General features: G+C 44.0%; 21 protein-coding genes and 2 tRNA genes. 19 read left to right on the forward strand and 4 right to left on the reverse strand.

Going from position 1 to position 25,567, the window contains the following annotated elements; all coding sequences use genetic code 11:
- Window positions 1-79: 79 nt before the first annotated feature.
- Window positions 80-2,041 carry a sensor histidine kinase gene (locus NJD71_RS00500; protein WP_319049977.1) on the forward strand — a complete coding sequence of 654 codons (1,962 nt, stop codon included), beginning with the start codon at window positions 80-82 and terminating at the stop codon, window positions 2,039-2,041.
- A 320-nt stretch (window positions 2,042-2,361) separates the two neighbouring features.
- Here NJD71_RS00500 and NJD71_RS00505 read toward each other — a convergent pair whose 3' ends face one another.
- The gene (locus NJD71_RS00505; RefSeq protein ID WP_319049978.1) at window positions 2,362-3,528 is read right to left on the reverse strand and encodes a D-alanyl-D-alanine carboxypeptidase family protein; all 1,167 of its coding nucleotides are present in this window, start codon (window positions 3,526-3,528) and stop codon (window positions 2,362-2,364) included.
- Window positions 3,529-3,990: 462 nt separating this feature from the next.
- Window positions 3,991-4,425, reverse strand: a complete 435-nt coding sequence (locus NJD71_RS00510; RefSeq protein WP_319049979.1) for an MCR_0457 family protein — start codon at window positions 4,423-4,425, stop codon at window positions 3,991-3,993.
- Between the two features lie 631 nt (window positions 4,426-5,056).
- On the opposite strand from NJD71_RS00510, the gene surE reads away from it, so the two are divergent.
- The 12 genes from surE (at window position 5,057) to modB (ending at window position 15,834) form a co-directional block, all read left to right on the forward strand.
- A complete protein-coding gene (gene surE / locus NJD71_RS00515) occupies window positions 5,057-5,935 on the forward strand; it encodes a 5'/3'-nucleotidase SurE (RefSeq protein ID WP_319049980.1) in 879 nt (292 codons plus the stop codon).
- Window positions 5,936-6,158: 223 nt separating this feature from the next.
- Window positions 6,159-6,947: a LysM peptidoglycan-binding domain-containing M23 family metallopeptidase gene (locus tag NJD71_RS00520; protein ID WP_319049981.1), complete on the forward strand. Its 789-nt coding sequence runs from the start codon at window positions 6,159-6,161 to the stop codon at window positions 6,945-6,947.
- A gap of 109 nt (window positions 6,948-7,056) precedes the next feature.
- A complete protein-coding gene (locus tag NJD71_RS00525; RefSeq protein ID WP_319049982.1) occupies window positions 7,057-8,355 on the forward strand; it encodes a lytic murein transglycosylase in 1,299 nt (432 codons plus the stop codon).
- Between the two features lie 471 nt (window positions 8,356-8,826).
- On the forward strand, window positions 8,827-10,122 hold the full coding sequence (locus NJD71_RS00530) for a molybdopterin molybdotransferase MoeA (RefSeq protein ID WP_319049983.1): 1,296 nt from the start codon (window positions 8,827-8,829) through the stop codon (window positions 10,120-10,122).
- Between the two features lie 132 nt (window positions 10,123-10,254).
- Complete coding sequence (gene moaA, locus NJD71_RS00535; RefSeq protein WP_319049984.1) at window positions 10,255-11,352, forward strand: GTP 3',8-cyclase MoaA; 1,098 nt, start codon at window positions 10,255-10,257, stop codon at window positions 11,350-11,352.
- 125 nt (window positions 11,353-11,477) lie between these two features.
- Window positions 11,478-12,008, forward strand: a complete 531-nt coding sequence (gene moaB, locus NJD71_RS00540) for a molybdenum cofactor biosynthesis protein B (RefSeq protein WP_319049985.1) — start codon at window positions 11,478-11,480, stop codon at window positions 12,006-12,008.
- Window positions 12,009-12,026: 18 nt separating this feature from the next.
- Entirely contained in the window at window positions 12,027-12,785 is a 759-nt protein-coding gene (gene mobA, locus NJD71_RS00545; RefSeq protein ID WP_319049986.1) for a molybdenum cofactor guanylyltransferase, read from the forward strand.
- Between the two features lie 42 nt (window positions 12,786-12,827).
- Complete coding sequence (moaC, locus tag NJD71_RS00550) at window positions 12,828-13,334, forward strand: cyclic pyranopterin monophosphate synthase MoaC (RefSeq protein ID WP_319049987.1); 507 nt, start codon at window positions 12,828-12,830, stop codon at window positions 13,332-13,334.
- Between the two features lie 75 nt (window positions 13,335-13,409).
- Window positions 13,410-13,691 (forward strand): MoaD/ThiS family protein, encoded by a 282-nt coding sequence (locus tag NJD71_RS00555; protein WP_319049988.1) that lies wholly within the window; start codon window positions 13,410-13,412, stop codon window positions 13,689-13,691.
- 53 nt (window positions 13,692-13,744) lie between these two features.
- Entirely contained in the window at window positions 13,745-14,236 is a 492-nt protein-coding gene (locus NJD71_RS00560) for a molybdenum cofactor biosynthesis protein MoaE (RefSeq protein ID WP_319049989.1), read from the forward strand.
- The gene (modA, locus tag NJD71_RS00565; RefSeq protein ID WP_319049990.1) at window positions 14,229-15,086 is read left to right on the forward strand and encodes a molybdate ABC transporter substrate-binding protein; all 858 of its coding nucleotides are present in this window, start codon (window positions 14,229-14,231) and stop codon (window positions 15,084-15,086) included. Before NJD71_RS00560 ends, modA begins: the two co-directional genes overlap by 8 nt.
- A 46-nt stretch (window positions 15,087-15,132) precedes the next feature.
- A complete protein-coding gene (gene modB / locus NJD71_RS00570) occupies window positions 15,133-15,834 on the forward strand; it encodes a molybdate ABC transporter permease subunit (protein ID WP_319049991.1) in 702 nt (233 codons plus the stop codon).
- 204 nt (window positions 15,835-16,038) lie between these two features.
- Here the strand turns inward: modB and NJD71_RS00575 are convergent.
- Window positions 16,039-16,115 (reverse strand) — tRNA-Asp (locus NJD71_RS00575).
- A 52-nt stretch (window positions 16,116-16,167) separates the two neighbouring features.
- Window positions 16,168-16,243: transfer RNA gene (locus NJD71_RS00580), tRNA-Val, on the reverse strand.
- Between the two features lie 281 nt (window positions 16,244-16,524).
- Here NJD71_RS00580 and NJD71_RS00585 point away from each other — a divergent pair.
- The 6 genes from NJD71_RS00585 to NJD71_RS00610 all read left to right on the forward strand — a co-directional run bounded on the left by NJD71_RS00585 (window position 16,525) and on the right by NJD71_RS00610 (window position 25,561).
- The gene (locus tag NJD71_RS00585; RefSeq protein ID WP_319049992.1) at window positions 16,525-18,162 is read left to right on the forward strand and encodes a cardiolipin synthase; all 1,638 of its coding nucleotides are present in this window, start codon (window positions 16,525-16,527) and stop codon (window positions 18,160-18,162) included.
- 108 nt (window positions 18,163-18,270) lie between these two features.
- Window positions 18,271-19,770, forward strand: coding sequence for a sel1 repeat family protein (locus NJD71_RS00590; protein WP_319049993.1), 1,500 nt, complete (start codon window positions 18,271-18,273; stop codon window positions 19,768-19,770).
- A gap of 145 nt (window positions 19,771-19,915) precedes the next feature.
- Entirely contained in the window at window positions 19,916-21,532 is a 1,617-nt protein-coding gene (locus NJD71_RS00595) for a 3-deoxy-D-manno-octulosonic acid transferase (RefSeq protein ID WP_319049994.1), read from the forward strand.
- Window positions 21,533-21,613: 81 nt separating this feature from the next.
- Window positions 21,614-22,336 carry a 16S rRNA (uracil(1498)-N(3))-methyltransferase gene (locus NJD71_RS00600; RefSeq protein WP_319049995.1) on the forward strand — a complete coding sequence of 241 codons (723 nt, stop codon included), beginning with the start codon at window positions 21,614-21,616 and terminating at the stop codon, window positions 22,334-22,336.
- A gap of 263 nt (window positions 22,337-22,599) precedes the next feature.
- A complete protein-coding gene (locus NJD71_RS00605; RefSeq protein ID WP_319049996.1) occupies window positions 22,600-23,727 on the forward strand; it encodes an extracellular solute-binding protein in 1,128 nt (375 codons plus the stop codon).
- A 157-nt stretch (window positions 23,728-23,884) separates the two neighbouring features.
- Window positions 23,885-25,561: an ABC transporter permease gene (locus NJD71_RS00610; RefSeq protein WP_319049997.1), complete on the forward strand. Its 1,677-nt coding sequence runs from the start codon at window positions 23,885-23,887 to the stop codon at window positions 25,559-25,561.
- Window positions 25,562-25,567: the final 6 nt, after the last annotated feature.

A 25,567-nucleotide genomic window follows, 5' to 3' on the forward strand; every position in this document is an offset into this window, starting at 1 on the left:
ATTACCTCAATCTTTCGCTTATAACATCTCCCAAATACCTGTACTATAAGTAAAAGTTTTCTTTACTCAGTAGAGTGATATGAACAACCGTTCGTCTCAAACCATTTCTATGCTTATCTGGCGCTCTGTTGGGCAGGCCGTAACTTTGGCCGTGCTAGCAGGATTTGTGCTGCCTTTTAGTTATGGGTTGGTGCATCATTACCAAGAAAAGCAGCAGCATATCCAGCAGTTGGCTTCGCTATTGACGACTAGTGCATCGACAGCAGATGGTGCAGATATTGTGGCTGATCAAGTCAATGTTTTGCTAGAAAACGAACCTACGATTCAAAGTATTGTCTTCTATTCAACCTCTAAACCGATCAGCGATGTGAACCAGTCCCTTGATGACTGGCGAAATGCTTTATTTGCCGATACTGTCAGCTTTAATTATCCAGTCGTGAGTAAGTATGAAGATGATAATGAGGCAGGTGCTGATAATGCAGCATCTGACCGACAAATAGCCAGCACTTTGTCAGAAAGTATGGCGAACGCGCCAAGTACCAATCAGTTGACTGATGACTCTGCCAAAAACAGTGCGCTGATTGGCTATATCAACATTACAATGGACGTAAAGTTGCTACGGCTGCACTGGTTCCAAAGTGTCTTATGGTTATGGCTCACAACCGTCGTACTGATTGTTATATTTGCTTTATATATCTTTAGAAAGCTTAACTGGCCTGTCAAAGATATCGAAGCATTGACAGATATCTGCCAAACCATCACAAAAAACTCGGAGTTAGAGCAGCTACCGATCATCCCGCAGCGCTTCAATTTCCAAGAGCTTACGCAAATAAAAAAAGCATTAGTCATACTATTTGGTCGACTACAAGAGGCCAAAATAGGGTATGAGACATTAGCGGCTTTTGAGCAGCAGCTACATAACAAGGATGTCTCGCTTGATGTACAGCTGCATAATTTTCAGAGCATGATCACCCATGAGCTAAAAACATCGCTCAATGCGATTGTGGGTGGCCTGCAGTTGTTGGATTATGAGAGTCTAACCAGAGAGCAGAAAGATGCTGTTGAAATTATCAGTGATGGTAGTGATAAATTGGTCTTATCGCTCGACCATATTATTCAGCTCAATCAGATACAAAAGGGTCAAATAAGGATTCATACCAACGAATTTAATCCGCTACAATTAATCTCTGATCTATTAGTGAAATTTGAGCCTATTGCCAGTCAAAAAGGCTTAGAGCTTATTAGCAATATCCATCACATAGACTATAGCTTGCATGGGGATTCGGCCAAAATTCAACAGATACTATCGATCCTGCTCAATAACGCTATCAAGTTTACCCCTACCGGACAGGTGATTATATCGTCGCAATTGACTCATTTTGATAAGAGTAATCGCTGGAAAATCAGCGTAAAAGATACCGGTATCGGTATCGATAGCGATCATATTGAAGATATCTTCAATCCGTTTTTTCAGGTGGACTCATCACAAACACGTCAATATGAAGGCTCAGGTATAGGTTTGCCTGTTGTGAAGCAAATGGCGCAGCTTATGGGCGCTACAATTGAAGTTGATAGTACGTTGGGCTCAGGCACTGAGTTTACGCTTACTGTAGCAATGCCAAACCAGCAGCAGTCCCGTCAGCAGCGGCTCTTAAATGGGCTAACGATTATTTATTATTATGATCAAGAGACGGGTGCGTTATTCAATGAGCTAGAGTATCTGGGCGCTAGGGTGATCTGTCACCAGGACGTACAGCAAGTCATGAATGAGATAAGGGCACAGAAGGTCGATATGGTGATGTTCGCTGAGGACGTGCTCGCGGATAAAGCTGAGCTATTAGCAAAACTTATTCGCCAACATGAAAACGAAGAAAGCGTGCAACGTGCGTTATTGATATATTGGTATCCCCAACATCAAGCGCGTTATGTCGATAATTTCGAGTATGGTTTAAAAGCAGCTGGCATTGACTACTGCCACAGTTCCAATTATACAGACAAGGCATTGAGCGATTTGTTAAAGCGCTGGTTGGTATGGACGTAATGCGACAGCTCAATACATGATTGGTGATTGGCTCTGTCAAATTCGTATGGTGTGCTCGGTAGTACGCTAGATATGATTGACCAGCAATAATACTCTTATAGAGTTTCCTACCGCTACTATGTTTGCTAGCGATTAAGCAAACGTTTTCTAGTACAAAAAAAGACGCCCAATGTTGAGGCGTCTTTTTGTTAACGGGTCTTTACTGATTCATACGTTGTTAGCGTTATTATTTATGTTGTTATCTATAAGAAGGGTAACTTCTAAAAGGATAAAGTATGTCCTATAAAGATAAACTACGTCCTATAAAGATAGGGTAACGCTTAAAAAAGATTCTTTGCCCAGCGTACAACATGTTGCCAAGTACGGCTGAAGAATCCCGACTGTTCGATATCACTGGTCGCGATAACAGGAACGGACGCCACCGCTTTACCATCAATAACCGCCATCATCTTACCGATTTCTTGACCTTTTTTGATAGGTGCTTCTAAACTCTCAGGAATATCGACTACCGTAGTGATTTTATTCTTTTGTGTTTTGCTGGTTAGGATCTGTAAGTTATCGCCAGTAGCCAGCTCTATCTCATCCGCTTCCCCAAACCATACTGGAATTTTGCTGACAAACTGACCAGCAGGTGCTTTAGTGACTGTGGTGAAGTGACCAAAACCCCAATTGAGTAGTTCACGCGATTGATCCGCACGCGCTTGTTGGCTCTTAGTGCCCATAATGACAGAAATTAGACGCATACCGTCGCGGTTACTAGAGGCCACTAAGCAATAGCCTGCAGCATCCGTATGACCTGTTTTTAGACCATCAACAGTTGGGTCAGTGATGAGCAGAGCGTTACGGTTACCTTGGGTGATGCCATTGTAGGTAAACTCTTTTTCGGCATAAATACTATAGTAATCGCCACTATTTTTGATAATAGCGCGGGCAAGTTTAGACAAGTCTAAGGCTGATGCTAAGTGACCCTCATCAGGCATACCGGTTGCATTGACGAAGTTGGTATTTTCCATACCAATCTTCTGCGCCTGTTCATTCATCAAGATAGCAAAAGATGTTTCGCTACCAGCAATATGCTCAGCCATTGCTTTTGAAGCATCATTACCTGATTGGATAATGATACCGCGTAGCATGTCGATAACGCTGGCTGTCTTATTAACTGGAACATACATACAAGACTGGCTGCTACTACCACGGCACCATGCATTTGGACTCATGAGCACTTGGTCGTCTTCTTTGAGGTCACCCGATGCTAGGCGCTGCTCAATGATGTAACTGGTCATCATCTTGGTTAGGGACGCTGGCGGTAGCGCTTCATTAGCATTCTTTTGAGCCAAAATCTCACCAGTATTATAATCCATCAATACATAGGCGGTATTATCCATCTCAGGCGGCTGTATGGCTGCGTTTGCCATCACTGCACTCATTGAGATACTTACACCCACTACCAACTGTACCAGCTGATTTTTCACACGCTTTACTGTCATATATCGTTACACCGCATCATGGAACCAAATGTATCTATCGCTTATGCTCAGTACCAATTTTCATATATTATTTTAGGCAATATACCTTAGACATCATGTCTAAAATCATGTATCTACAAAAATAGGGACGACGGCACGATAGACATAAAATTAACGCCTTATCTTAGCAAAATGCCAACCGATGGGGAATCGATAAATGCAAAAAAGTAAGACAAGAATAAAAAGAAAAATGAATACTAATCAAGTGCTTGCTTTTGTTGAAGTATAACTGGTTTGCGCTTGTCATAAATGTGATAACCACAAAAAAGCCTGCCGTGCCATCTGTGATTTATAAATGGCATTACGGCAAGCTTTGTATGACATAAACCACAAGATATAGTCTATATCATCATATTCTATAACGACTGCTAAAAATTAATAGCTAATGATTAACGCCGTTATTTTATCTGCTAATACACTCTATTAATATTCAGCGTCTGCTAAATCTTCGCACAGAGCTTTGTTTTCTTGCTTTGAGAAGCCCATTGTCCAACTGCGGATACCTTGCAATATCTGACGGTAGTCTTGCTGCGTTGACAGATATTGAATGGCTGCTTTTGGGTCTTCTAGAGTTGGCATTAATTCGTGCAGTTGTACAGTGTATGACTTATAAAAACGTTGTTTCTGCTTACCGTTCAGCATTGATGGACAGATCTCTGATAGTACCTGCATCACAGCGATTTCATGCTTAGTGATATTAATGCCAGACAGATCTAACGGAATAGTAGTCGCAGGATTGTTTGCAGCATTAGACGCTTGAGACAGCATGGCAATAGACGTTATCAGTCCTGCAAGCCCGATTTTTGAGGCAGTCTTTGCTATCACAGAAGCTATAGATAATATCGATTGATTCTTCATTCAGTATTACACTCGCTTATCTTTATTTGATGGTGATATGTTAATGGGTAAAAAAACAAAAGTCACATAAAATATTGATTTATGTGTAGATATCTTGTGAGCCGATGGCACTTCATAGAAACATATCAGTAGCATATACCAACGAGGTCACCTCAGTATAAATGCATCAGTTTGTATTGTTGTATGGTGTTGCGTATTGTAACGCACTGTTTGTTCCTACTTTTTTCTCAGTTTGGTTTGATAGCAATAGCACAGTTATCGACAAAAAACGCAATACATTTTCTAGTGAAAACCGGGGATTTCAGAGTACATTATTAAGATATAATCACTCGAGCAATTAAAGTGAGCTATCTTACGATGGTTGACGTCATTTAGATGAGATACAAGTGGAAGAGGTATAAGGTAACTAAGTGCAGGTGTCTAGTATAGATATATATTGAATACTTCAAGCGCAGCTAACACTAGCACTCTTTTATAGAGGATTGACCATATAATGATATGGCAAGGCTTTTAAGATGGAAGCGTTAAATTTTATCTCATTTATAGTTGCAATTTTTGCATCAATAAAGATATGGTACGGTAACAAAACCACGGGCAGATAGAACGTCTGATACAAATATAACGAGCTGATATGAAATTTTTGATTAGTAATGATGATGGGGTGCATGCGCCAGGATTATTGGCTTTGTTTCAAGCACTATCGACTATTGGTGAGGTCGTAGTGGTTGCCCCAAACGACGAACAAAGTGGCTATGCTAGCGCACTGAGTGTCTCAAAACCATTACATACGCATCAATTACCATCAGGGTTTGTAGCAGTAAACGGAACCCCTGCTGACTGTATTCACTTGGCACTGCATGAGCTACACCGTGATATGGAATTTAATTGCGTCATTACGGGTATCAATTCAGGAGCAAACTTAGGTCAAGATGTGATGTTTTCTGGGACCTTTGGTGCGGCGTTGACAGCACAGCTCTTTGGAATACCTGCTATCGCGACGTCTTTGGTAGGTGGCGGCGTAAAAAATGGCGGGCAAGAATCAGCAGACGATTATAAGGTAGCAGCCAATGAAATCGTCAAACTGCTTACTGATACACCGATTTTAGATACTCTCAAAAGTTTGCCCTATCATGTATTAAACGTTAATATCCCTGATGTGGGTAGCGCAGATGACATTAGAGGTCGAAAGATAACCTCATTGGCACACAAACAGATTGCTCAGCCTGTACGTCATATGATTGATCCGCGTGGCCGGGATGCATACTGGCTGTCTTTACGAAAACGTAAAAACGACGAGTGTATGGAAGAATCGCCTCTAGATACTGCCGCTCCGTTATCAAGACCCAAAGATGGCGGGTTTGGAAGTGACGGCAAGTGCGGAGATATCGCTACGCCGGTGATGACAGATGATCAGGCTGTAGTGGCAGGGTATGTCAGTTTATCGCCAGTACGTCTGCACCATACGCCGACGGTGGCATTGGCTCAGTTTTCGACGCTGTTTAGGCACTAAAGCTATAAGTTAGGCAATAAAGCCATAAGCTCGATACGATGTAATCCAAACCATATAAATAGCCATCATGGTTACTTTACCATCTACTGTGTTAGTGATATAAGTCATTTGATGGATGGCTAAGTGTAGTGTGCAGTCAAAATACCAAAAGAGCTTTTAGTGATGTCAAAAGCTTTTGGATGATAAAACAATAGATCAGCAATACAAAGAACAGGAACCTTGTATGAAAAAAATTACGACCGGATCGCACCTTGCCAAAGCGGCGTTAATTGGCACAATGGCAGTTGCTACCTTGTCTGTGGTGGGCTGTGCAACTAAGCCGACTTATCAATCACCTAATCAAGCTGGCCCTAAGATCATAACCAACGCGCAAGGCGTCCCTAACTACCATCGCGTACAGCGCGGCGATACGGTCAGCCAAATTGCGGCGCGCTATCGTCTCAACTATCGTCAAATTGGGGCGCTGAATAACCTAGATAGTAAATATACGATTTATAGTGGGCAGTGGCTCAAGCTATGGCAGGGCAGTGCGGCAACGACGGCTAGCAATAATAGCTACAGCAGACCAGCACAGCCACAACCTACTTATACGCCTCCTGTGACGACGGCTCCAACGCCAGCGTATGGGGCAACTACCAGTTCGACCTCTGGCTATGACTATCCGACTCGCAATCCAGTAACTCGTAATATTGATCCTGCTGCAGGCAACATGGGGATGTGGTTTGCTGGAAACGTTGGCGATCCAGTACTTGCCAGCCAATCAGGAACAGTGCTTTACTCAGGTAATGGTCTACCAGAGTATGGCAATTTGATTATGATTCGTCATAGTGATGACTATATCACTGCCTACGCGCATAATAGCCAACTGCTTGTAAAAGAAGGGGATACGGTACAGCGTGGTCAACGCATTGCCAATATGGGCAGCAGTGGTCAAACCAATCAAGTCGGCTTAGAGTTCCAAGTTCGCTTGAATGGTAATCCGATAGATCCGCGTACGGTACTTGATCGTTAGTACTAATATATAAGTACTAAGATATCATTATTAATACATTAACATTGAGGCATTGTTGCTGATGGCTAGGCGACTTTGAGTCATTCATTTATTCATATTTGAGATTTTTATGAAATTAAAAAAACAATACCTCACCCTGATGCCAGCATTAGTAATGGTCGGGTGTACAAGTCAACAAGCAATGCAAAAAAAGCCTGTCCGTCAAGGCGGTGTTGAGATCACTCAGACTCAAACTGTTCAGGTAAAGCCGACACCTGCACCAGTTGTCAAGCCGCAGCCAGCACCAAAGCCTAGTTATAGTAGTTTTTCTGATTGGAAGTCAGACTTTTCTATGCGCGCAATATCAGCAGGCTATGATGCTCAGGTTATTCGCCGGATGTTGGATTCGGCATATCTGAATCAGCAAGTCATCTCGCTAGATTCAGGGCAGCCTGAATTTTCTAAAATGCCGTGGGAGTATGTAGACTCTGCGGTATCAAGTGGACGTGTCAGCGTCGGCAAGCGTAAATTTGCAGATCAGCGTGCGTTTTTGTCGCAGCTAGAGTCGCAGTATGGTGTTGATGCCGAGATTATTGCAGCGATATGGGGTATGGAGTCATCATATGGTGCGGTCACTGGCAACAGTAATTTGCCAAGCTCGCTTGCCAGTCTTGCCTATGATGGTCGTCGTCAAGCCTTTGCGGAGGCCCAGCTGCTATCGCTAGCAACGCTGCTACAGCGCGGTGATGTCTCATGGTCACAGCTCGATGGCTCTTGGGCAGGTGGTATGGGACAGACGCAGTTCATTCCTGAAACGTGGCTCAAACAAGGTGTGGATGGTGATAATAATGGTCACCGCAATCCATGGGCAACAGGCGATGCATTAGCTTCTACGGCCAACTATCTTAGTAACTCAGGTTGGGTTCGTGGTCTAGCGCCTTTTTATGAGGCAACCGTGCCAGCGTCGTTTGACTACTCGGTCGCTGGTAGCAAACAACCTGCGGCTAGATGGGCGGCAATGGGTGTGGATACGATTGCTGATGTTTACCTAGATGCCAATACCGAGATGGAGCTGTGGTTGCCAGCTGGTAAAGATGGTCCAGTGCTACTGCTGAGTCCCAACTTTGATGTTATTAGAGTGTACAATAACTCATCGAGTTATGCGTTAGGAGTGAGTCTGCTGGGCAAAACGATTGATGGACAGAGTGGATTGCAGAAATCATGGCCTCGTTATGAGCGTCCATTATCTACCGCACAAGTCACGAATCTACAACGTCGTTTGACCAGTATGGGTTATGATACCAAGGGCGCTGATGGTATCGTGGGTACCAATACGCGTATGGCATTTCAACGCTGGCAGGCAGACAATGGGCGAACCGCAGATGGATTTATCACTCAAAACAGTGCATCTTCATTGGCTGGATGGTGAGGGACACTGGCGGTATTGATACACTGGATAAAAGCAGCTTTTGCTAACTGTCTTTGATTGCTGTTGACTAGCCATTAGTTCGCTAATAATTACCTATCAGCTCTCAAACACCCATTTTACTTTGCTCTACAAAAAGCACCTTGCCAAGGTGCTTTTTTTGCTCCAGTCTATGTTTGATCTTGCCATACCTCATTAATGCAATAGATGTGGTTACGAGTATTGAATGTTGAGGGTACTCTAATTAACGACATATGCTCGTTTTTTCAAAACTTATCAGGACAAGGTTAATACAAGAAAGTTGATACTTTGGGTGATAGACTCTAGATACTGAATTTTTAAAAGCTTTATCTTTAATAGCATCTTTATCTTTAATAACTGCTTTTAGTTAGAGCTGTCGATAGTAATAATTGAAGCTATTGATAGTATGTATTTTATAAAAAATAATTAGAACGATCAAAAGAGCGTACCTTTATGATTACCATGGAAGAATTACAAGCGGCAATAAAGCTGCGTATCAATGATTATAATGATATGGATTTTCCGCTACAAAAAAGAGCCATCAATACTTGCGATTTATTGGACAGTCACAACCGCATACTGGCGCAAGATATTACCTCACCTTTCGACGTACCCAGACAGAATCTATCCGCCATGGATGGTTATGCCATTGCTGATGGTAGCGATCTATCAGAAGGTAATACTATCGAAATCATTGGTGAATCTCAGGCTGGTAGTGCTTATACTAGTGTGATAGCAGCAGGGCAGGGTGTCCGTATTTTTACGGGAGCAGTTGTACCTAAATGTTGTGATACGGTCATCATGCAAGAAAATACCAACTTTGCTGATATCAGAGATACCATCGATAAGTCGCAGCCCTATAACATCACACTCACACAAACGGCTAAAATCAACAATAACATCCGCGCGCAGGGCGAAGAGATTGAGTCTGGCGAAGCCGTTTTAAAGATAGGTAAGCGCCTCAACTCTGCTGATATCAGTTTGCTTGCCAATTTAGGCATCAGCCAAGTTAGCGTGTTTCAACCACTCGTCGTCGGTGTGCTCGCAACCGGCGATGAGCTGGTCACTATCGGTGATGAGCTTCAGAGCTTAGCCCAAATATACAACTCAAATACCCCAACGCTCAAAAGTCTACTATCAGATTTGCCAATTGTTATTCGCGACTATGGCATTATTCCTGATAACCTAGACAAGACGACAGCCGCTGTGCATGAAGCCATGCAACACTGTGATGTGCTGATATCGACAGCAGGTGTCTCAGTTGGTGACTATGACTTTTTAACAACAGTGATCGAGACGCTTGGGCAGATTAACCATTACAAAGTAGCAATGAAGCCGGGTAAGCCTTTTGTGTTTGGTGAGTTAAACAAAAATCTTGATAAGCCTGTATTGTATTTTGGACTACCCGGTAATCCACTCTCTACAGTCGTGGGTACGCTACAGTTCGTCATACCTGCACTATGGCAGATGTCGGGTGCTACTGTGTCAGAGCAACCTATGCTGCTAACCATTAAAGCAAGGCTTACTAATGACATCAGAAAATCTCCCGGTCGTAAAGACTTTCAACGCGGTATATTATCTCAAGATAATGCAGGTAATTATCAAGTTGAATGCTTCTCTAACCAGCAATCGCATAGAATTAAGCAGCTAAGCCGTGCCAACTGTTTTGTTGTTTTGAATAAAGACAGCAGTAATGTGATAGCGGGTAGTGACGTTGTTGTACAACCATTTCCTTGGCTACATCGCTAGCTTGGCGTTTGCTAATTTGATGTAAGCTGATTGAATACAGTCAAAAAAACAATGTAGAAAATCTAGCAATGGCATGCTAAACACGAATAATAAAGTAACGCTTATAACAAGCAATACTGATGGCAGTAAAATATGAATGATGACCACATCCAAATAGACAGTCCGCAACTATACTCTCCTGCGTCAGCGCCGGCGTTTGCTGACAGCTATACCCAGTCAGCTGTAGTGGAACCAACGGATCAAATACACGCTCATAAGCCTTTGACCGATGGATTTTCGCGTCGTCTGACCTATCTGCGCCTATCGATTACCGATTTTTGTAATTTTCGCTGTGAGTATTGTTTGCCGAACGGCTATCAAGGTAAGCGTCCTGATGATGAGCTGAGTATTTCTGAAATTGCGACATTGGTGCGCGGCTTTGCGCAAGTAGGTACCAAGAAAGTAAGAATCACTGGTGGTGAGCCCTCTATTCGACGTGATGTTGTCGAAATTATTGAAACAATCAAGCAAATGGACGGCATCGAAACAGTAGCAATGACCAGTAATGGTTATAAATTAGGTAAGCACTTAGCCAGCTGGCAAGCAGCCGGACTCGATCAGCTTAATATCAGCATGGACAGTTTTGATGCCGCCACCTTTCATAAGATGACTGGCTTTGATACTTTGCCGCAGATACTGGCGGATATGGATACGTTGTTAGAAACGACCGATATCAAGCTCAAAATAAATAGCGTTTTGATGGCGGAGACTGCTTTTGAGAATTTAATCACGGCGATCGACTATGTCAAAGACAGACAAGTCACTTACCGTTTCATTGAATTCATGCAGACCAGCGACAATAGCGATTTGTTTTTTGCACAGCACGCTCAGTCTGATATTATCACGGACTATTTGCTAGAGCATGGCTGGCAGCCACATGAGCGTGGTAGTGCTGATGGCCCAGCAGTAGAGTACAGCCACCCTGAGTATGTCGGTCGTATCGGTATGATTGCCCCATATGCGGCACACTTCTGTGATACTTGTAACCGCTTGCGCGTAAGCAGCCAAGGTAAGGTGCATTTATGTCTGTTTGATCAAGGCAACTACGATATCCGTCCATACTTACAGCAAGACGATATCCAGGGACTGGTGAGCACTTTACATAGCTTTATGCCGATCAAACCTGAGCATCATCATCTGCATGATTCTAACAGTGGCATCATGCACAATCTATCGATAATCGGTGGCTAGGATAAGTTAGCTTCTTATACTAACACTCGATTAATTATTCTTTGCTCAAGCTGTTTTTTACCCTGAATATTTTATTAAAACCATTTTTGATATAACTATAAAATCATATTTAGAAAGGATCTTTTATGAGTAAGTCCGCTGCACAATTTACACCGCTTAATATTGCTGTACTGACAGTCTCTGATAGCCGTACGTTGGCAGAAGATACATCAGGTCAGTACTTGGTAGACAGCTTGACAAAAGCGGGTCATCATTTAGCAGATCGCCAATTAATCACTGATGATATTTACCAAATTCGCGCCGTTATTAGTGGCTGGATTGCCAGTGCAGACGTGCACGCGGTCATCACTACTGGCGGTACAGGGTTCTTTATCAGAGACAGTATGCCAGAAGCCGTAAGCGTACTATTTGACAAGTCTATTGATGGTTTTGGTGAAATGTTCCGTCTGATTTCAAAAGATGAGATTGGGATGTCTACGGTGCAGTCAAGAGCAGTAGCTGGTATGGCAAACGGTACGGGTATATTCTGTCTACCAGGCTCATCTGGTGCCTGCCGTACTGGTTGGGAAAATATCTTAAAAGAGCAGTTTGACAGCCGTACGCGTCCATGCAATTTTGTGCCACATTTTTTGGCACAAAATCCTAGCCATGATTGAGTTATAAATAATTGACCTATGAGTGATATACAATCAAGTCTGAAAGGTAATAGAGTAGTAACAGATTGCTCAAATAATCTGGATGGTTTGGCAGGTGTGGTTATCTTGGCAGGCGGTGCATCTAGACGCATGGGCACACCTAAAGCAATGCTCACGTTGCCATCAGGTGAGCAGTTATTGGACTATCATGTCCGTCAAGCAAGCAAGTTACAAATTCCTATTTTGATTGCAGATAATGGACGTAGTTTTCAAATTGGTTCAGATATAAATCTAGAAAACCCCAATTCGCCTGTTATGCATATTGCTGACTATAGTTCTAATAGTAATGCCAGTAAATGCGACGATACGATCAACACTGGCGGCGCTCTAGTCGCTATTGAATCAGCACTGCAAACATTGCTTGGATTACAGGATTCACATGAATCAAAAAATAAGAATAAATCATGGTTACTGGTTATTAGCTGTGACAGCTTAATACCTGCAACCGATCTGTGGTTGACATTACAGCAATCGGTGTACCAAGCCATTGATAAACAAGCTGTCGATAAAAAAGTCATTTGTTTAGAAGATAACAGTCATTTTTATCCACTACTGGGTTTATACCGTTTAGATATCGAGCCTGATCTAAAAGCCTATATTGATAGTGGTCAGCGTCGAGTGATGCCATTTATTCAGCCGAGGGTAGAGGCTGTGCCATTTATTGTAGAATGGCAGCATTTAACCAACTTTAATACGCCTAAAGATTTTAAGCAGGCATGTGCCGCTCTACCAAAATAATAAAAATACTAATAAAAAGATTACTAAGAAAAGGCTATATCAATGAGTAACAGTGCACAAAAAAATCAGCAATCTGCTTTATCGCATTTAGACGGTAATGGCGATATCACTATGGTTGATGTCAGTGGCAAGACCGCCACGACAAGAGAAGCCAATGCCACTGGGCAAGTTCGTTTTCCCAGCGAGATTTATGCGCAGATCAAAGCAACTGATGGTATGACCAAAAAAGGCAGCATCACCCAAACGGCACATATCGCTGGTATCATGGCGGCCAAACGTACTCATGATTTGATACCGCTTTGTCATCCACTGCCATTGGATAAGATCGGTCTTGTTTTTACGTACCATGATGCACTTAGCAGCATTGTGGTAAGCGCTACTGTCAAAGTCACGCACAAAACAGGGGTGGAGATGGAAGCATTAACCGCCGTGAGTGTTGCCTGTTTGACCATCTATGACATGACTAAAGCGCTATCGCATGACATCGTTATAGATGATATTCATCTAGTCAAAAAGACAGGTGGTAAGTCAGATTATAGTCATGCTTAATACAAAAACAATGAGCTCATGTTCGAAGAGATATTGACTATCAAGTAGGGAAGCTTGCAAAGAGAGGAGAGGGTTATGAGTGCTATCGATACAAAAGCTGATATCGAATCAATGATGGATATCAATGTCATCTATTTTGCGAGTTTGGCGGATGAAGCCAATCGTCAGCAGGAGACAGTAAAAGTGCAGCAGAATACTTCATTGACTGAACTGTACGAACAGCTCAATCAAAAGTATCACTTTAGCCGTCCGCAGGCAGACCTACGCGTCGCTGTAAACGACTACTTTGCTAAGTGGACAGATCACATAAATGATGGCGATAGCGTGGTATTCATCACTCCAGTTGCTGGTGGTTAGGTTTGTATTTATGAGCGGTGATAACGCCGCTATTAGCACAAAAGAGACAAGATATGATAGATAACGTCCATGATCATTCAATGACTATTAAACGTAGCGCTGATGAGGCTTACCTTATCGCTGAACGTGATGGCTTTGCATTACTAGATATTGCTATTGATGAAGACAAGCTCAAAAGTACGCTAGACAATGACAGCTGCGGTGCGTTTGTCTGCTTTGAAGGGCGGGTGCGCAATCATAATAATGCTACAAGCGTAGATCGTCTTACCTATTATGGTTACGAAGATTTGGCCATCAACCAAGGCCGTGCCATTATAGAAGAGGCCAAAAAACGCTTTGAGATTACTCATGCCATTGCGATACACCGTATTGGTGCCTTGGACATTGGTGATGTGGCTGTATGGGTAGGGGTGGTGTCAGCACATCGTTATCCTGCATTTGATGCGTGTCGCTGGATATTGGATACCATCAAAGCAGATATTCCCGTCTGGAAGCAAGAGTATTACGAAGACGACTCGTCCAAATGGTTAAGCAATAATGGTTAAAGTGGTCAAGTCAGTAGCTGCTGCCGGAGCATTTACCTGTCTTCTGCTCGCACTAAGCGCTTGTACACAAGATAGTGGGGCCAAGTCTTCGGCTGATACGACTGAGCAGGACAAAACGCTGCGTATCGCTGCGGCTGCTAATCTATCTGATGTGCTACCCAGCATCGTTGATAGTTATCAGGCAGATAATAATGTCTCTAAACAAGATACCTTAGATATTGAGGTCACTTATGCCTCCTCTGGCAAGCTATATGCTCAGATTAGGGCAGGGGCGCCTTATGATATATTCTTGTCCGCCAATCAGGAATTTCCAGCAAAGCTTGCTGATGAAAGCATCGCAAATAAAGCCAGTGAGTCAGTGCGTCCGTTTACCTATACCAGAGGGCAGTTAGCACTTTATAGTGTCACAGAACCTTTGAGTAGTATCACGCCAACCTCACTTAGTGAGGTGTTTAGCATTGCCAACTTTACCAGTAACGGCAAGATAGCCATTGCTAATCCTGATCTTGCCCCTTATGGCGCCGCGGCAAAAGCCTATCTACAATCACAGAAGATGTATGACACATTAAATGCTCAAAAACGTTTGATACAGGCAGAGAATATCGGTCAAGCGTTTCAATATGCACACACAGGCAATGTGGACTATGGTTTTGTGGCGCAGTCTCAGCTTGTCTCAATACAAGCCAAACCTGAGCAGTTTGTTATTTTACCACCCGCAGCCTACCCACCTATTCTACAAGATGGAATTATCATCAATAATACAACTGCTGCCGCAGCGTTTATAGGCTACTTGCGCTCGGAGGTGGGGCAACAACACTTCTCACAAGCAGGCTATCTGTCTATCAATTAATTCGTTAGACTAGACATTCTACCTATAAAACGAGCAGTGACATTATATGATCGACCCGTCTCTTATGTCAGATATGCTCAGTCCATTTTGGGTGAGTATCAAGCTCGCTACTGTTACGACCTTATGTCTATTGCTATTTGCCACGCCTATCGCTTATTGGCTGGCAAAACCTAGCCGTAGACAAGCTATGGGACGTCTCAAAGTAGTCCTCATGGGCATCATTGCTATGCCTCTAGTGCTACCACCTACCGTCATTGGTTTTTATTTACTACTACTACTAAGCCCCAATGCTGGTATCGGTAAGTGGCTCATTGAGCATAATATCAGTTCATTGATTTTTACTTTTGAAGGATTGGTGATCGGTTCGATTATTTACTCGTTGCCTTTTTATATACAGCCAGTATATGCACAGTTTTTGCGTATTCCCCAAAGTGTGACGGAAGTGGCTCACCTGTTAGAGCCCAGTCGATTGCGCCGATTTATCAAAATCTCCCTACCGCAAGCACGCGTGGGTATCATTTTGGGCAGTTTAGTGAGCTTCGCTCATACCATTGGCGAATTTGGTGTCGTACTGATGATCGGCGGCAGTATCTCTGGTGAGACTAAGGTGGTGTCGATTGCAATATATGAACAAGTAGAAGCACTTAACTATGAGGCGGCGCACATGATGTCGGGTGTCTTAATTATTATGGGGGTGGTGATGGTGGCGTTGATTGCCAGTGTCAGCCGCATGAATCAGCGTCCATAGTCATAAACAGATATATGCCCGTTAAATGATTATAACTATCACTAATGCAAAATAGAGGCTTATTGAGAGATACCTATATCAGTAAAAGTATAGATGTTAGAGGAAATATGGAAAGCAAGAAACACAGACACAAAAAAACCTCAAACAATCTAATGTTTGAGGCGAAACTTGCTTAAACTTTACAGTCTAAATTCGTTTTAAATATGGCGCAGCGGACGGGACTCGAACCCGCGACCCCCGGCGTGACAGGCCGGTATTCTAACCAACTGAACTACCGCTGCTTAGGTCGTCTTAGCTTTTTGCTCTTATTTAAGGAGCCCACTTGCTAAGAAGTGGTGGGTGATGACGGATTCGAACCGCCGACATTCTGCGTGTAAGGCAGACGCTCTACCAACTGAGCTAATCACCCCTCGAACAATTGCAATGCAATTTATTCAACATCAACTGAGCTCTAAGTTTGTCACTAAGCTCTGCTGCTGTGGGTGTGTATTATATAGATTTACACATGGCTGTCAAACGTTATTTTGACTATTTTATGAAATAATTCATAATAATTTTTTAATATTATTAAAAACAACAGCATAAGGCCGATATTGATTGGCATTTTTCATAACCCATTAATTATCGTTAGCTGTTGTTTGATAATGAAAAGCTACTATACTACGGTTACTTTGTTTTTAGGCATCATTGATGGAGGTCAGCATAAATACTTTTACTATTGGACAGACCTTCACCAATTGGTCGTTGGGCGACTTTGCAGGTCTGGGTCTGATATTGCATATTGTACTCATGATTGTCATGACGTTACGCGTGGTGTCAGTACAGCGTAATATTGGGGTATCCATTGCTTGGATTGCTGTGCTTTATACGGTGCCCGTGTTCGGTCTGATTGCGTACATATTATTGGGCGAGCCGATGATCGGACGACGCTATCGTGAGCGTGTGGATCAAGCAAGTATCGTGATGAATGATATGGCACGCCGCGCGCATTTGGTGTTCGATAAAGGTCAGGAGCTATTGCCAATCAAATACCGCGGCGTCAGTCAAATTGGAACACGCTGGACAGGGCTTGGAATATACCCCAATCATCAGATGCAGTTGTTGACAGATCCTGCTTTGATTTTCCAGCGCTTGATAGAGGATATCCATGCAGCAAAGCGCCTTGTTTTTATGGAGTTTTATATTGTATACCCAAAAGGACAAGTATTAGAGGTAATAGAGGCGCTATCTGTAGCGGCGCAGCGTGGGGTGGAATGTCATATATTGGCCGATAGTGTGGGTAGTTTTAGCTTTATCAATAGTAGCGAGCATCGCCGCTTAGAAAAGGCGGGTGTTTTTGTTCATCAGTCATTGCCAGTAGGGTTGTTTAAGACATTGTTTAAGCGCTCTGATTTGCGTAATCATCGCAAAATGGTCGTCATTGATGAACATATTGGTTATATCGGCAGCTTTAATTTGGTTGATCCACGGTTTTTTAAACAAAATAAAAACGTTGGACAGTGGATTGATGTGGCGATACGAACCACCAGTCAACAGGCTATCAGTATTAATACAGCGATGGCCAAGGTTATCGTGACAGATATCGGCGCCGAAAATAACGATAATCTTGCCCAGTTGCATCAGCGAGTCAATAACTATACGCGTAAGCTGTACGTGATGGACCCAACCATCAATGACTTGAATAGTCGAGTGAAGGTACTGGACGATACTATTGATGAGCATGAGCAACCAGAGATTGGTGCTACCTCCATTGTGATACCAAAGATGCCTGTTGTCGATAAGGTATTGGCGCAGTTAATACCTTCAGCCCCGCAGCTGACCGCTCACGTGATATATAACACGTTGGTCACAGTCGTCCATCGTGCCAACAAACGCATTCGCATCACCACGCCATATTTTGTACCTGATGAATCCCTATCAGGTGCATTGACTATAGCGGCTAAACGCGGGGTAGAGGTGACGCTTATCGTTCCTGAGAAGGTTGATTCTTTCCTTGTACAGCATGCGTCACAGGCCTATTACCAAGAGCTACTCGATGCTGGCGTGACCATTGCATTGTTTCGAGGCGGTTTATTACATGCCAAGACCGTGGTTATCGATGACGATTATTGTCTATTTGGCACGGTCAATATTGATATGCGCAGTTTTTATTTGAATATGGAAGTCAGTTTGGCGATTTATACACCAGAGATGGTGGCCCAAGTGGCTGACTGCCAAGAGGTCTACTTGCAAAACTGTCGTATCTTGAATAGTGAAGAGTGGCAGCAGCGCCATGGCTCAAAGCGCTTGTTTGATAATGTGGTACGCTTGTTCAGTCCGTTATTGTAGCGCTTTGGTTTTTGGGTTAAGGTAAGCTATTCAGATTTTTAATCGTGTGATCACGCTAACTGTCTCGTCTCTACGACCAGTTTATCTACTAAAAGGACTCGCCTGTCTATGTCTGTATCGTCTGCATCGCCCTTAACGCCGCTGGATTATATGGCAGCAGGCTACTGGCAGGATTTTCTGGCTGGACGTCCTGTCGCAGGTGGTATCGCATACGAGGCAGAGCTACATGCTTGTGTGCTGGATGAGTCACTTGAGAGTTTGCAACGTATCGATACGTTATTGTCTCAGGTACGCCGTGATATGGTTAAGAGCGGCATATGGGATGAGTCGACCTTATTAGTCGATGAGTACTACCGTAATTTTTTGGTGTTTTTGGCATTTTATGCAGGACGGGTATTGGCGCAGCAGTGGCAAAGCAGGCCCCATTGGTATGGTCAGTTTGAGCTACGTAAGCGCTATTCTGAGTTGCCACTCAGCACTGATGACTTTTATCAGCATATGGCGGTTGGCTATAATGATAATAATGCGGCTACTGATGCTAGGCCTTTATTTTTTGCATTGGAGCCGATAGGACTGCGTTTGTTTGGTCATATTGATCGTCCGTTTGATGCAGTACAAGGTGGGCAGATTGCTAGTGGATTGTACCAAGCAGTTAAGACAAGACTGCCAGACCTCTCTGATCCATCGAGTTATCATACGAGTGAAGTAGCAACGCCCGATGCGGCCCAAAGCGTACAGTCGACGATAACGCCAAGTGCACACACTGAAACAAGTGCAATAGCCAATGTCCATGAGCAGTTAAAAAAGGCACCTGTCAGTCATCCGTTGACTCAACCTGACAGGGTAGTAGCCGACACAGAGACAGCTTCTGCTATCGCTACGACCTCTGAGCCATCGATGGGCGCTGCACCGTTACCAGTAGATAACCATGTGCGCCCTGAGCTGACTGAAGTGGCTGAAGTGACACAGCCAGTCACCAAACCTATAGCACCAGCAAAAACTTCGCCAACCCCAGAGATGTTTACGCAATTGCTCATAGAATTGGATGAGATTGAAGTACCACAAACAGTAGGTGTGGCTGAATACCAAAAAGCGTGCAAAGTGCTTGATCAGTTTGAGCAGCATATTGCCAAGCAGGACAAACCTCGCAGCCAAATTGTCTTTTCAGATGATCATATCGAAGCAAAGAATAAAGCGCTGCAAACCCTGCAAGTAGCGGCCGAGACTGGCAATACGGCTGCTATGCTGCGTTTGGCAATGTATCAGTTGTTGGGCGAAGGACTGACGGCAGATAATGAAAGCGATAAAAAAGCGGCTGTGGATTGGGTGAAGCAAGCCGCTAGCAAAAACGATAGCCGTGCACAGCGCTTACTCAGCAAACTGTATTACCAAGGAGTAGGTGTCCCTCAAGATATGACTAATGGTAAGTACTGGTTGGAGCAAGCCTCAGACAACGGGCATATGGAAGCTGCCAATCTAGTACGCCAATGGGAGCAAGCGCAAGCATTGATCACAACCCAAAAACAAGAGCAGCACAGTACTAAACGTTATCAGTTATTATTTGGCGCCGTGATCCTAATCGCATTATTGATTTTGATTATTGTCTAGTAGCTGTTTTTAGTGCTCTTTTTTTAGTAACTGTTTTTCAGTAACCGTTTAAAAGCTTATTGTTACGCGCTGATTTCAGGTAAAATTGGCGCGTTTTCACATTTACCCTCCTATTGTTTGATCCATTACTAATTTAGGCTGCTCAATGCCATCAACACATTCTTCATCTGACAACGCTTCGAACCCGGCGGACACTATGCTAGCAGACAGTCAGCCATTGACTGAAAAGGCGGTGTACCAGACGCCGTTTTATTATCAATTCCTGATCAGTTTGCTAAAGCCACTGTACCGCTTGCAAGTGTGGCGTCGCTCTCATAAACGCGACAACTACCAGCAAGAAGTGGCTCAACGTTTTGGGAAGCAATACCCATCGCCCCCAATAGCTATCGATGAAGATCATAAAGGCGTTATTTGGTGCCATGCGGTCTCGCTTGGAGAAACCAATACCGTTGCGCCTTTGTTAGATATGCTAATGGCGAATGGTTATCAGATATGGCTGACCAATACCACACAGACAGGGTTTGCTCGCGGTGCCAGTCGTTTTGTAGATGAGATAGCCCAAGGTCGCATGAGTCACAGCTATGTGCCTGTCGATAGTCCTGCTGTGATTGAGACGTTTTTGGCTCATGTACAGCCTATCGCTGCGCTATTTGTAGAGACCGAGCTGTGGGCCAATATCTTGACCAAGCTGGCTCAGCACCAGATACCTAGCGTCTTAGTCAATGGTCGTCTATCGTCTGCTTCTTTTAAGAGCTATCAAAAAATTGCGGCAGTCAGCACCAGCATGATGAAAAATCTTGCTCTCATCATTGCACAAGACAGCGATTCTGCGAAACGTTTCAGACAATTGGGGGCTGATAGTGCACAAATTCGCGTGGCAGGGTCACTAAAGTGGGTCATCAATACACCCAAAGCCAATAGTAATACTATCAATATTGATGATCAGGACGCCGATACAGCAGAGGTGTATGCACATATAGCACATCAAAAAAATCAGCTGGCAAAAGAGTTTGCCACAGTAGGTCGACCAGTGTGGGTCGCAGCGAGTACGCATGAGGGCGAAGAGGCGGTGGCACTATCCTTGCATCAACAGCTATTGTCACAATCAGCACTGGCTGAGAGCTTGTTGATTATCGTTCCTAGGCATCCTGAACGCTTTGATGCGGTCGCAGAACTGATTCAAAAGACTGGGCTCACTATGGCTCGTCGCAGTAACGATGAGCCGATTGGTGCAGACACGCAAGTTTATTTGGCAGACAGTATGGGTGAGATGATGACGTGGTACACGCTGGCAACTGTTGCACTAGTGGGAGGGTCACTGGTAGATATAGGCGGTCACAATCCAGTTGAGCCGGCTAGCGTGGCAACGCCTGTCATCATGGGGCGCTATACCCAGTCTTGCCAAAGTGTGGTCGATAAGCTGGCAGAGGTAGGCGCTTTATATCAACCAAACAACGAGTGTTATCGTTCAGTTGTAATGAATGAGTCATCCGAAACGGCACAACGCACTCCAAATCAACAGACATTAAATAGCAATAACAAACCCTCTCACAACCACGCTACTGGTAATACTGGCAGTACAGATGACACTGCACTTATTTATCAACAGTTAGAGCGCTGGTTAAGCGACTTGTCGTTAGCAGCAGCGGTAGGGCAGGTTGGTGAGAAAACAACCGCGCAGCAGCAAGCAGTATTGCTCCGTCAATTTGCGATGATCGAAGATGTCATCGAGCAATACGCTATTCGAGAACAGGCTGTATAAGAGCTGGCTATTCATAAAGCTAACGATCAAAAAACCAGCCATTAGAGCACCAGTTATTAAGAAGCTAAACCAAGAGATGCTATGAACTGTATACTGTTACCTGCTGAGAACTTCTCGACAGACAAAGCAAAAATTGATGCTCTGGCACAAGTCAATCATGTCAATAAAGTATTGGGTGCAAAAGTCGGTGACACGCTAAAAATCGGACAGCTCGGTGGTCATTTGGGTACAGCTACCATTGAGAATATGGCACCTGACCGTATTCAACTGTGCAATGTTCAGCTCGACGTTATACCGCCTGCCAAACCAGATGTGACAGTTGTTTTAGCCTTGCCACGTCCTAAAGTGCTACGGCGTCTAATCATCGATATGACGGCGCTTGGCGTACGTAATATTGTTCTGATTAATAGCTACCGCACACAAAAAAGCTATTGGCAAAGTCCGATGCTTGAGCGCCTCGATGAGTTTGTATTAGAAGGACTACAGCAAGGGGTTGATACGATTGCGCCTAGGATTACGTTACAAAAGCGCTTTAAGCCGTTCGTCGAAGATACCTTGCCACGTCTGATGACTAATCAAGCGATCGTTGCGCACCCTTATGGAGAGCAGTCATTTTCTGAATGGCTACAGAGTAACTCATCTCTAGGACTACCAAGTTTAGTATGCATCGGTGCTGAGGGCGGCTGGATTGACTATGAGATTGCGTTACTCGCGGCGCAGGGCTGTATGCCTGTGCATATAGGACCACGCATATTGCGTACAGAAGCCGCAGTCAATGCTATCTTAGGACAGTGGCTGCTCTAATCTAATACCACGTCTCTAAAGATTTTTAAATCGAGTCTCCAACGAAAATTATTGGCATCTATAATTGCTATCTATAAATAGCACTCAAGGTCAATAATGGGTGTGTTTCTGAGTTCAATAAATGTATTGATAACTACTATCATTTCCATTAGTATGTTGTTCTCACATATTATGGTCTTATGATTCCTGATATTTAAGGGTTTTATAGCCATTTTTTTTACCATTTGTTGTACCTTTTTTATAGCACTATTATGGGGAAAACCATGTCATTGAATACCATCAGCGCTAACCTTATGTCTACGAAGCTTGTTTTACCTGCGGCCGTATTTGGCATGATGTTGGGGTTAGCCGGCTGTAGCAATTCATCTACTACAGAAGAGAGCGCAGAAGTAGAAGCGCCAGCAGCTGGTACTGAACAACAAGTAGCTAACGATGATGGTGCTACTAGCGCAGATGGCCAAACGATTACTATTTATTCTTCACGTAACGAACAGCTCATCAAACCACTACTAGATCGTTATACCGAGCAGACAGGGGTAAAGGTTGAGTTGGTCACAGACCAAACAGGCCCACTCATGGCGCGTCTAAAAGCGGAAGGTCAAAATACCCCAGCTGACATGCTATTGACCGTAGATGCGGGTAACCTATGGCAGGCGGCAGAGCAAGGGTTGCTGCAACCAGTAGCGTCGTCTGTGCTAGAAGCAAATGTCCCTGCAAAGTATCGTGATCCAAAAGGTCAGTGGACAGGTTTGTCGCTACGTGCGCGTACGATCTTTTATGATCCAAGCAAAGTCACTGCTGACCAATTATCTACTTATGCTGATTTGGCCGATCCTAAATGGAAAGGCAAGTTATGCTTGCGTACTTCTAAAAAAGTATACAACCAGTCACTTGTGGCCAGCATGATTGAGCATTTGGGTGAAGAGAAAACTGAAGCCGTCATCCGTGGTTGGGTCGATAATCTAGCGACTGATGTATTCAGTGATGATACCAGCATGTTAGAGGCGATTGCTGCTGGGCAGTGTGAAGTTGGTATTGCCAATAGCTACTACTATGGTCGTCTATTGGACGAACAACCAAACTTCCCTGTTAAGATATTCTGGGCAAACCAAGACACCACGGGCACGCACGTTAATATCTCAGGCGCTGGCGTGGTTGCAGGCTCGGACAATCCAGATGGTACGCTTAAGCTTATAGAGTGGCTGTCATCTGATGAGGCACAAGGTCTGTACGCCAGCTCAGACAAAGAATTCCCAGTCAAAGAAGGGGTTGATGAGTCAGAGATGCTCAGATCGTGGGGTGAGTTCAAGAAAGACGATATCAATGTACAGAAATTCGGTGAGCTACAAACCCAAGCTATCCAGATGATGGACAAAGCGGGCTATAAATAAGAGGCTACCAATAATCGATATACCAAGCTCAAAAATATATGATTTAACGAACAGTTTTCACAGATAAGTCATTGAGACATAGTTGTCAAAGCAATGATAATTTTGAGTTTGGTATCAGTTTATAAGGTCTCGATGAGTATGACATGGTAATGAGAATATGATCACAACGCCAGATACGTCCCTTACTCAGAACGACACCGTCCATGACGGTGTCGATGATGAGCAGGCTATCAGCCAAGACCACGCCCTTCGTAAACGTATTATATCGAAATCAGTCTTAGGGCTGATTTCGTTGTTTATGCTGGTGCCAATTTTGATCGTGCTGTTATCGTGGACTCAGCCAGTTGCAGATATTTGGGTGCATATGGCAGACTATGTGCTGCCACAAGTGCTCAAAAACACCGCAATTTTATTGCTTATGGTGACGGTAATCTCAGGCATTATCGGTACGGCTCTTGCTTGGGTGACCAGTATGTACCGCTTCCCTGGTCAGCGATTTTTTTCGTGGGCATTGATGCTACCGCTAGCGATACCTGCCTACGTATTGGCATTTGTTACTATCGGTATTGTTGATTTTAGTGGGCCGCTCCAGACAGGGTTACGTGATTTTGGTATCAGCACCGCGATTCCGTCAGTACGTAATGTATGGGGTGCAGGTTTAGTCTTGTCGCTGGCGTTCTATCCTTACGTTTATTTGTTAGCCCGTCAGGCGTTTTTGTCTCAAGGCAGGCGAGCGATTGAAGCAGGGCAGATGCTGGGCTTGAGCCGGAGCCGAGTGTTTTTTCGGTTGGCATTGCCGCAGGCATTACCGTGGATCATTGGCGGATTGTTGCTGGCAAGTATGGAGACCTTGGCAGATTTTGGGGCGGTGTCAGTATTCAATGTTGATACCTTTACCACAGCGATTTATAAGGCGTGGTTTGGCTTTTTTAGTTTGACTACGGCGGCGCAGCTGGCCGCGTTGCTCATCGGTGTGATCTTTATCGTGGTATTGTTTGAGCAGTATTGGCAGGCCAAGCGTGGTAGCTCACTGACGCAAGGCAGTAATCAACGCTTTGATGCTAGCAAGCCTGCCAAAATAGGTATGACCTTGCTATGCACAGTTGTATTTTTGGTGGCGTTTTTAGTGCCAGTTTTACAGCTGATTTATTGGACAGCATTGAACTTTCGCCAAGATTTTGATGCGCGCTATATTGATTTTGTTACCAATAGCCTCATGATTGCTAGTATGACCACGCTTTTTATTGCCTTTTTGGCAATTATTATTGCGTGGATCAAACGGCAGTATTCTGATAAGTCGACCAAGCTTATGACCACATTGGCCAATTTAGGTTATGTGGTACCTGGTACGGTATTGGCAGTAGGTATATTTATTCCTATTGCGTGGCTTGATAATCAAATGATTGCCTTTGGTATTACCTCGCAGCAAGTGTTGTCTGGTAGTGTCATCGTGATGCTACTGGCATTATCGACACGTTTTATGACGGTGAGCTTTCAGCCAGTAGACAGGCAGCTGCAACGATTAACTGTCAATCAAGAGGCGGCGGCAAAGCTACTAAGCGATAGCGCCTATCAGCGCTGGCGTCATGTGATGTTACCTGTGCTTAGCCCCGGCGTGCTCACGGCACTGCTGATGGGGTTTGTGGAAGTGATGAAAGAGATGCCAATTACATTAATGACAAGGCGTCAGGGCTGGGATACGCTTGCAGTGCGAGTGTTTGAAATGACGAGCGAGGGTATGTGGGGACGGGCAGCACTACCCAGTCTATTGATTGTGTTGGTTGGTTTACTGCCTGTCTGGATACTATTGCGTCAAAGTGACAAACATAGCTAATAACAA

It is taken from the genome of Psychrobacter sp. PP-21 (assembly GCF_033790785.1).
Classification (GTDB): domain Bacteria; phylum Pseudomonadota; class Gammaproteobacteria; order Pseudomonadales; family Moraxellaceae; genus Psychrobacter.

What these genes read in the sequence shown, in the direction of transcription:
- NJD71_RS00500 (WP_319049977.1), top strand. Translation starts at nt 80, where the DNA reads ATGAACAACCGTTCGTCTCAAACCATTTCTATGCTTATCTGGCGCTCT.
- NJD71_RS00505 (WP_319049978.1), bottom strand. Translation starts at nt 3,528, where the DNA reads ATGACAGTAAAGCGTGTGAAAAATCAGCTGGTACAGTTGGTAGTGGGT.
- NJD71_RS00510 (WP_319049979.1), bottom strand. Translation starts at nt 4,425, where the DNA reads ATGAAGAATCAATCGATATTATCTATAGCTTCTGTGATAGCAAAGACT.
- surE (WP_319049980.1), top strand. Translation starts at nt 5,057, where the DNA reads ATGAAATTTTTGATTAGTAATGATGATGGGGTGCATGCGCCAGGATTA.
- NJD71_RS00520 (WP_319049981.1), top strand. Translation starts at nt 6,159, where the DNA reads ATGAAAAAAATTACGACCGGATCGCACCTTGCCAAAGCGGCGTTAATT.
- NJD71_RS00525 (WP_319049982.1), top strand. Translation starts at nt 7,057, where the DNA reads ATGAAATTAAAAAAACAATACCTCACCCTGATGCCAGCATTAGTAATG.
- NJD71_RS00530 (WP_319049983.1), top strand. Translation starts at nt 8,827, where the DNA reads ATGATTACCATGGAAGAATTACAAGCGGCAATAAAGCTGCGTATCAAT.
- moaA (WP_319049984.1), top strand. Translation starts at nt 10,255, where the DNA reads ATGAATGATGACCACATCCAAATAGACAGTCCGCAACTATACTCTCCT.
- moaB (WP_319049985.1), top strand. Translation starts at nt 11,478, where the DNA reads ATGAGTAAGTCCGCTGCACAATTTACACCGCTTAATATTGCTGTACTG.
- mobA (WP_319049986.1), top strand. Translation starts at nt 12,027, where the DNA reads ATGAGTGATATACAATCAAGTCTGAAAGGTAATAGAGTAGTAACAGAT.
- moaC (WP_319049987.1), top strand. Translation starts at nt 12,828, where the DNA reads ATGAGTAACAGTGCACAAAAAAATCAGCAATCTGCTTTATCGCATTTA.
- NJD71_RS00555 (WP_319049988.1), top strand. Translation starts at nt 13,410, where the DNA reads ATGAGTGCTATCGATACAAAAGCTGATATCGAATCAATGATGGATATC.
- NJD71_RS00560 (WP_319049989.1), top strand. Translation starts at nt 13,745, where the DNA reads ATGATAGATAACGTCCATGATCATTCAATGACTATTAAACGTAGCGCT.
- modA (WP_319049990.1), top strand. Translation starts at nt 14,229, where the DNA reads ATGGTTAAAGTGGTCAAGTCAGTAGCTGCTGCCGGAGCATTTACCTGT.
- modB (WP_319049991.1), top strand. Translation starts at nt 15,133, where the DNA reads ATGATCGACCCGTCTCTTATGTCAGATATGCTCAGTCCATTTTGGGTG.
- NJD71_RS00585 (WP_319049992.1), top strand. Translation starts at nt 16,525, where the DNA reads ATGGAGGTCAGCATAAATACTTTTACTATTGGACAGACCTTCACCAAT.
- NJD71_RS00590 (WP_319049993.1), top strand. Translation starts at nt 18,271, where the DNA reads ATGTCTGTATCGTCTGCATCGCCCTTAACGCCGCTGGATTATATGGCA.
- NJD71_RS00595 (WP_319049994.1), top strand. Translation starts at nt 19,916, where the DNA reads ATGCCATCAACACATTCTTCATCTGACAACGCTTCGAACCCGGCGGAC.
- NJD71_RS00600 (WP_319049995.1), top strand. Translation starts at nt 21,614, where the DNA reads ATGAACTGTATACTGTTACCTGCTGAGAACTTCTCGACAGACAAAGCA.
- NJD71_RS00605 (WP_319049996.1), top strand. Translation starts at nt 22,600, where the DNA reads ATGTCATTGAATACCATCAGCGCTAACCTTATGTCTACGAAGCTTGTT.
- NJD71_RS00610 (WP_319049997.1), top strand. Translation starts at nt 23,885, where the DNA reads ATGATCACAACGCCAGATACGTCCCTTACTCAGAACGACACCGTCCAT.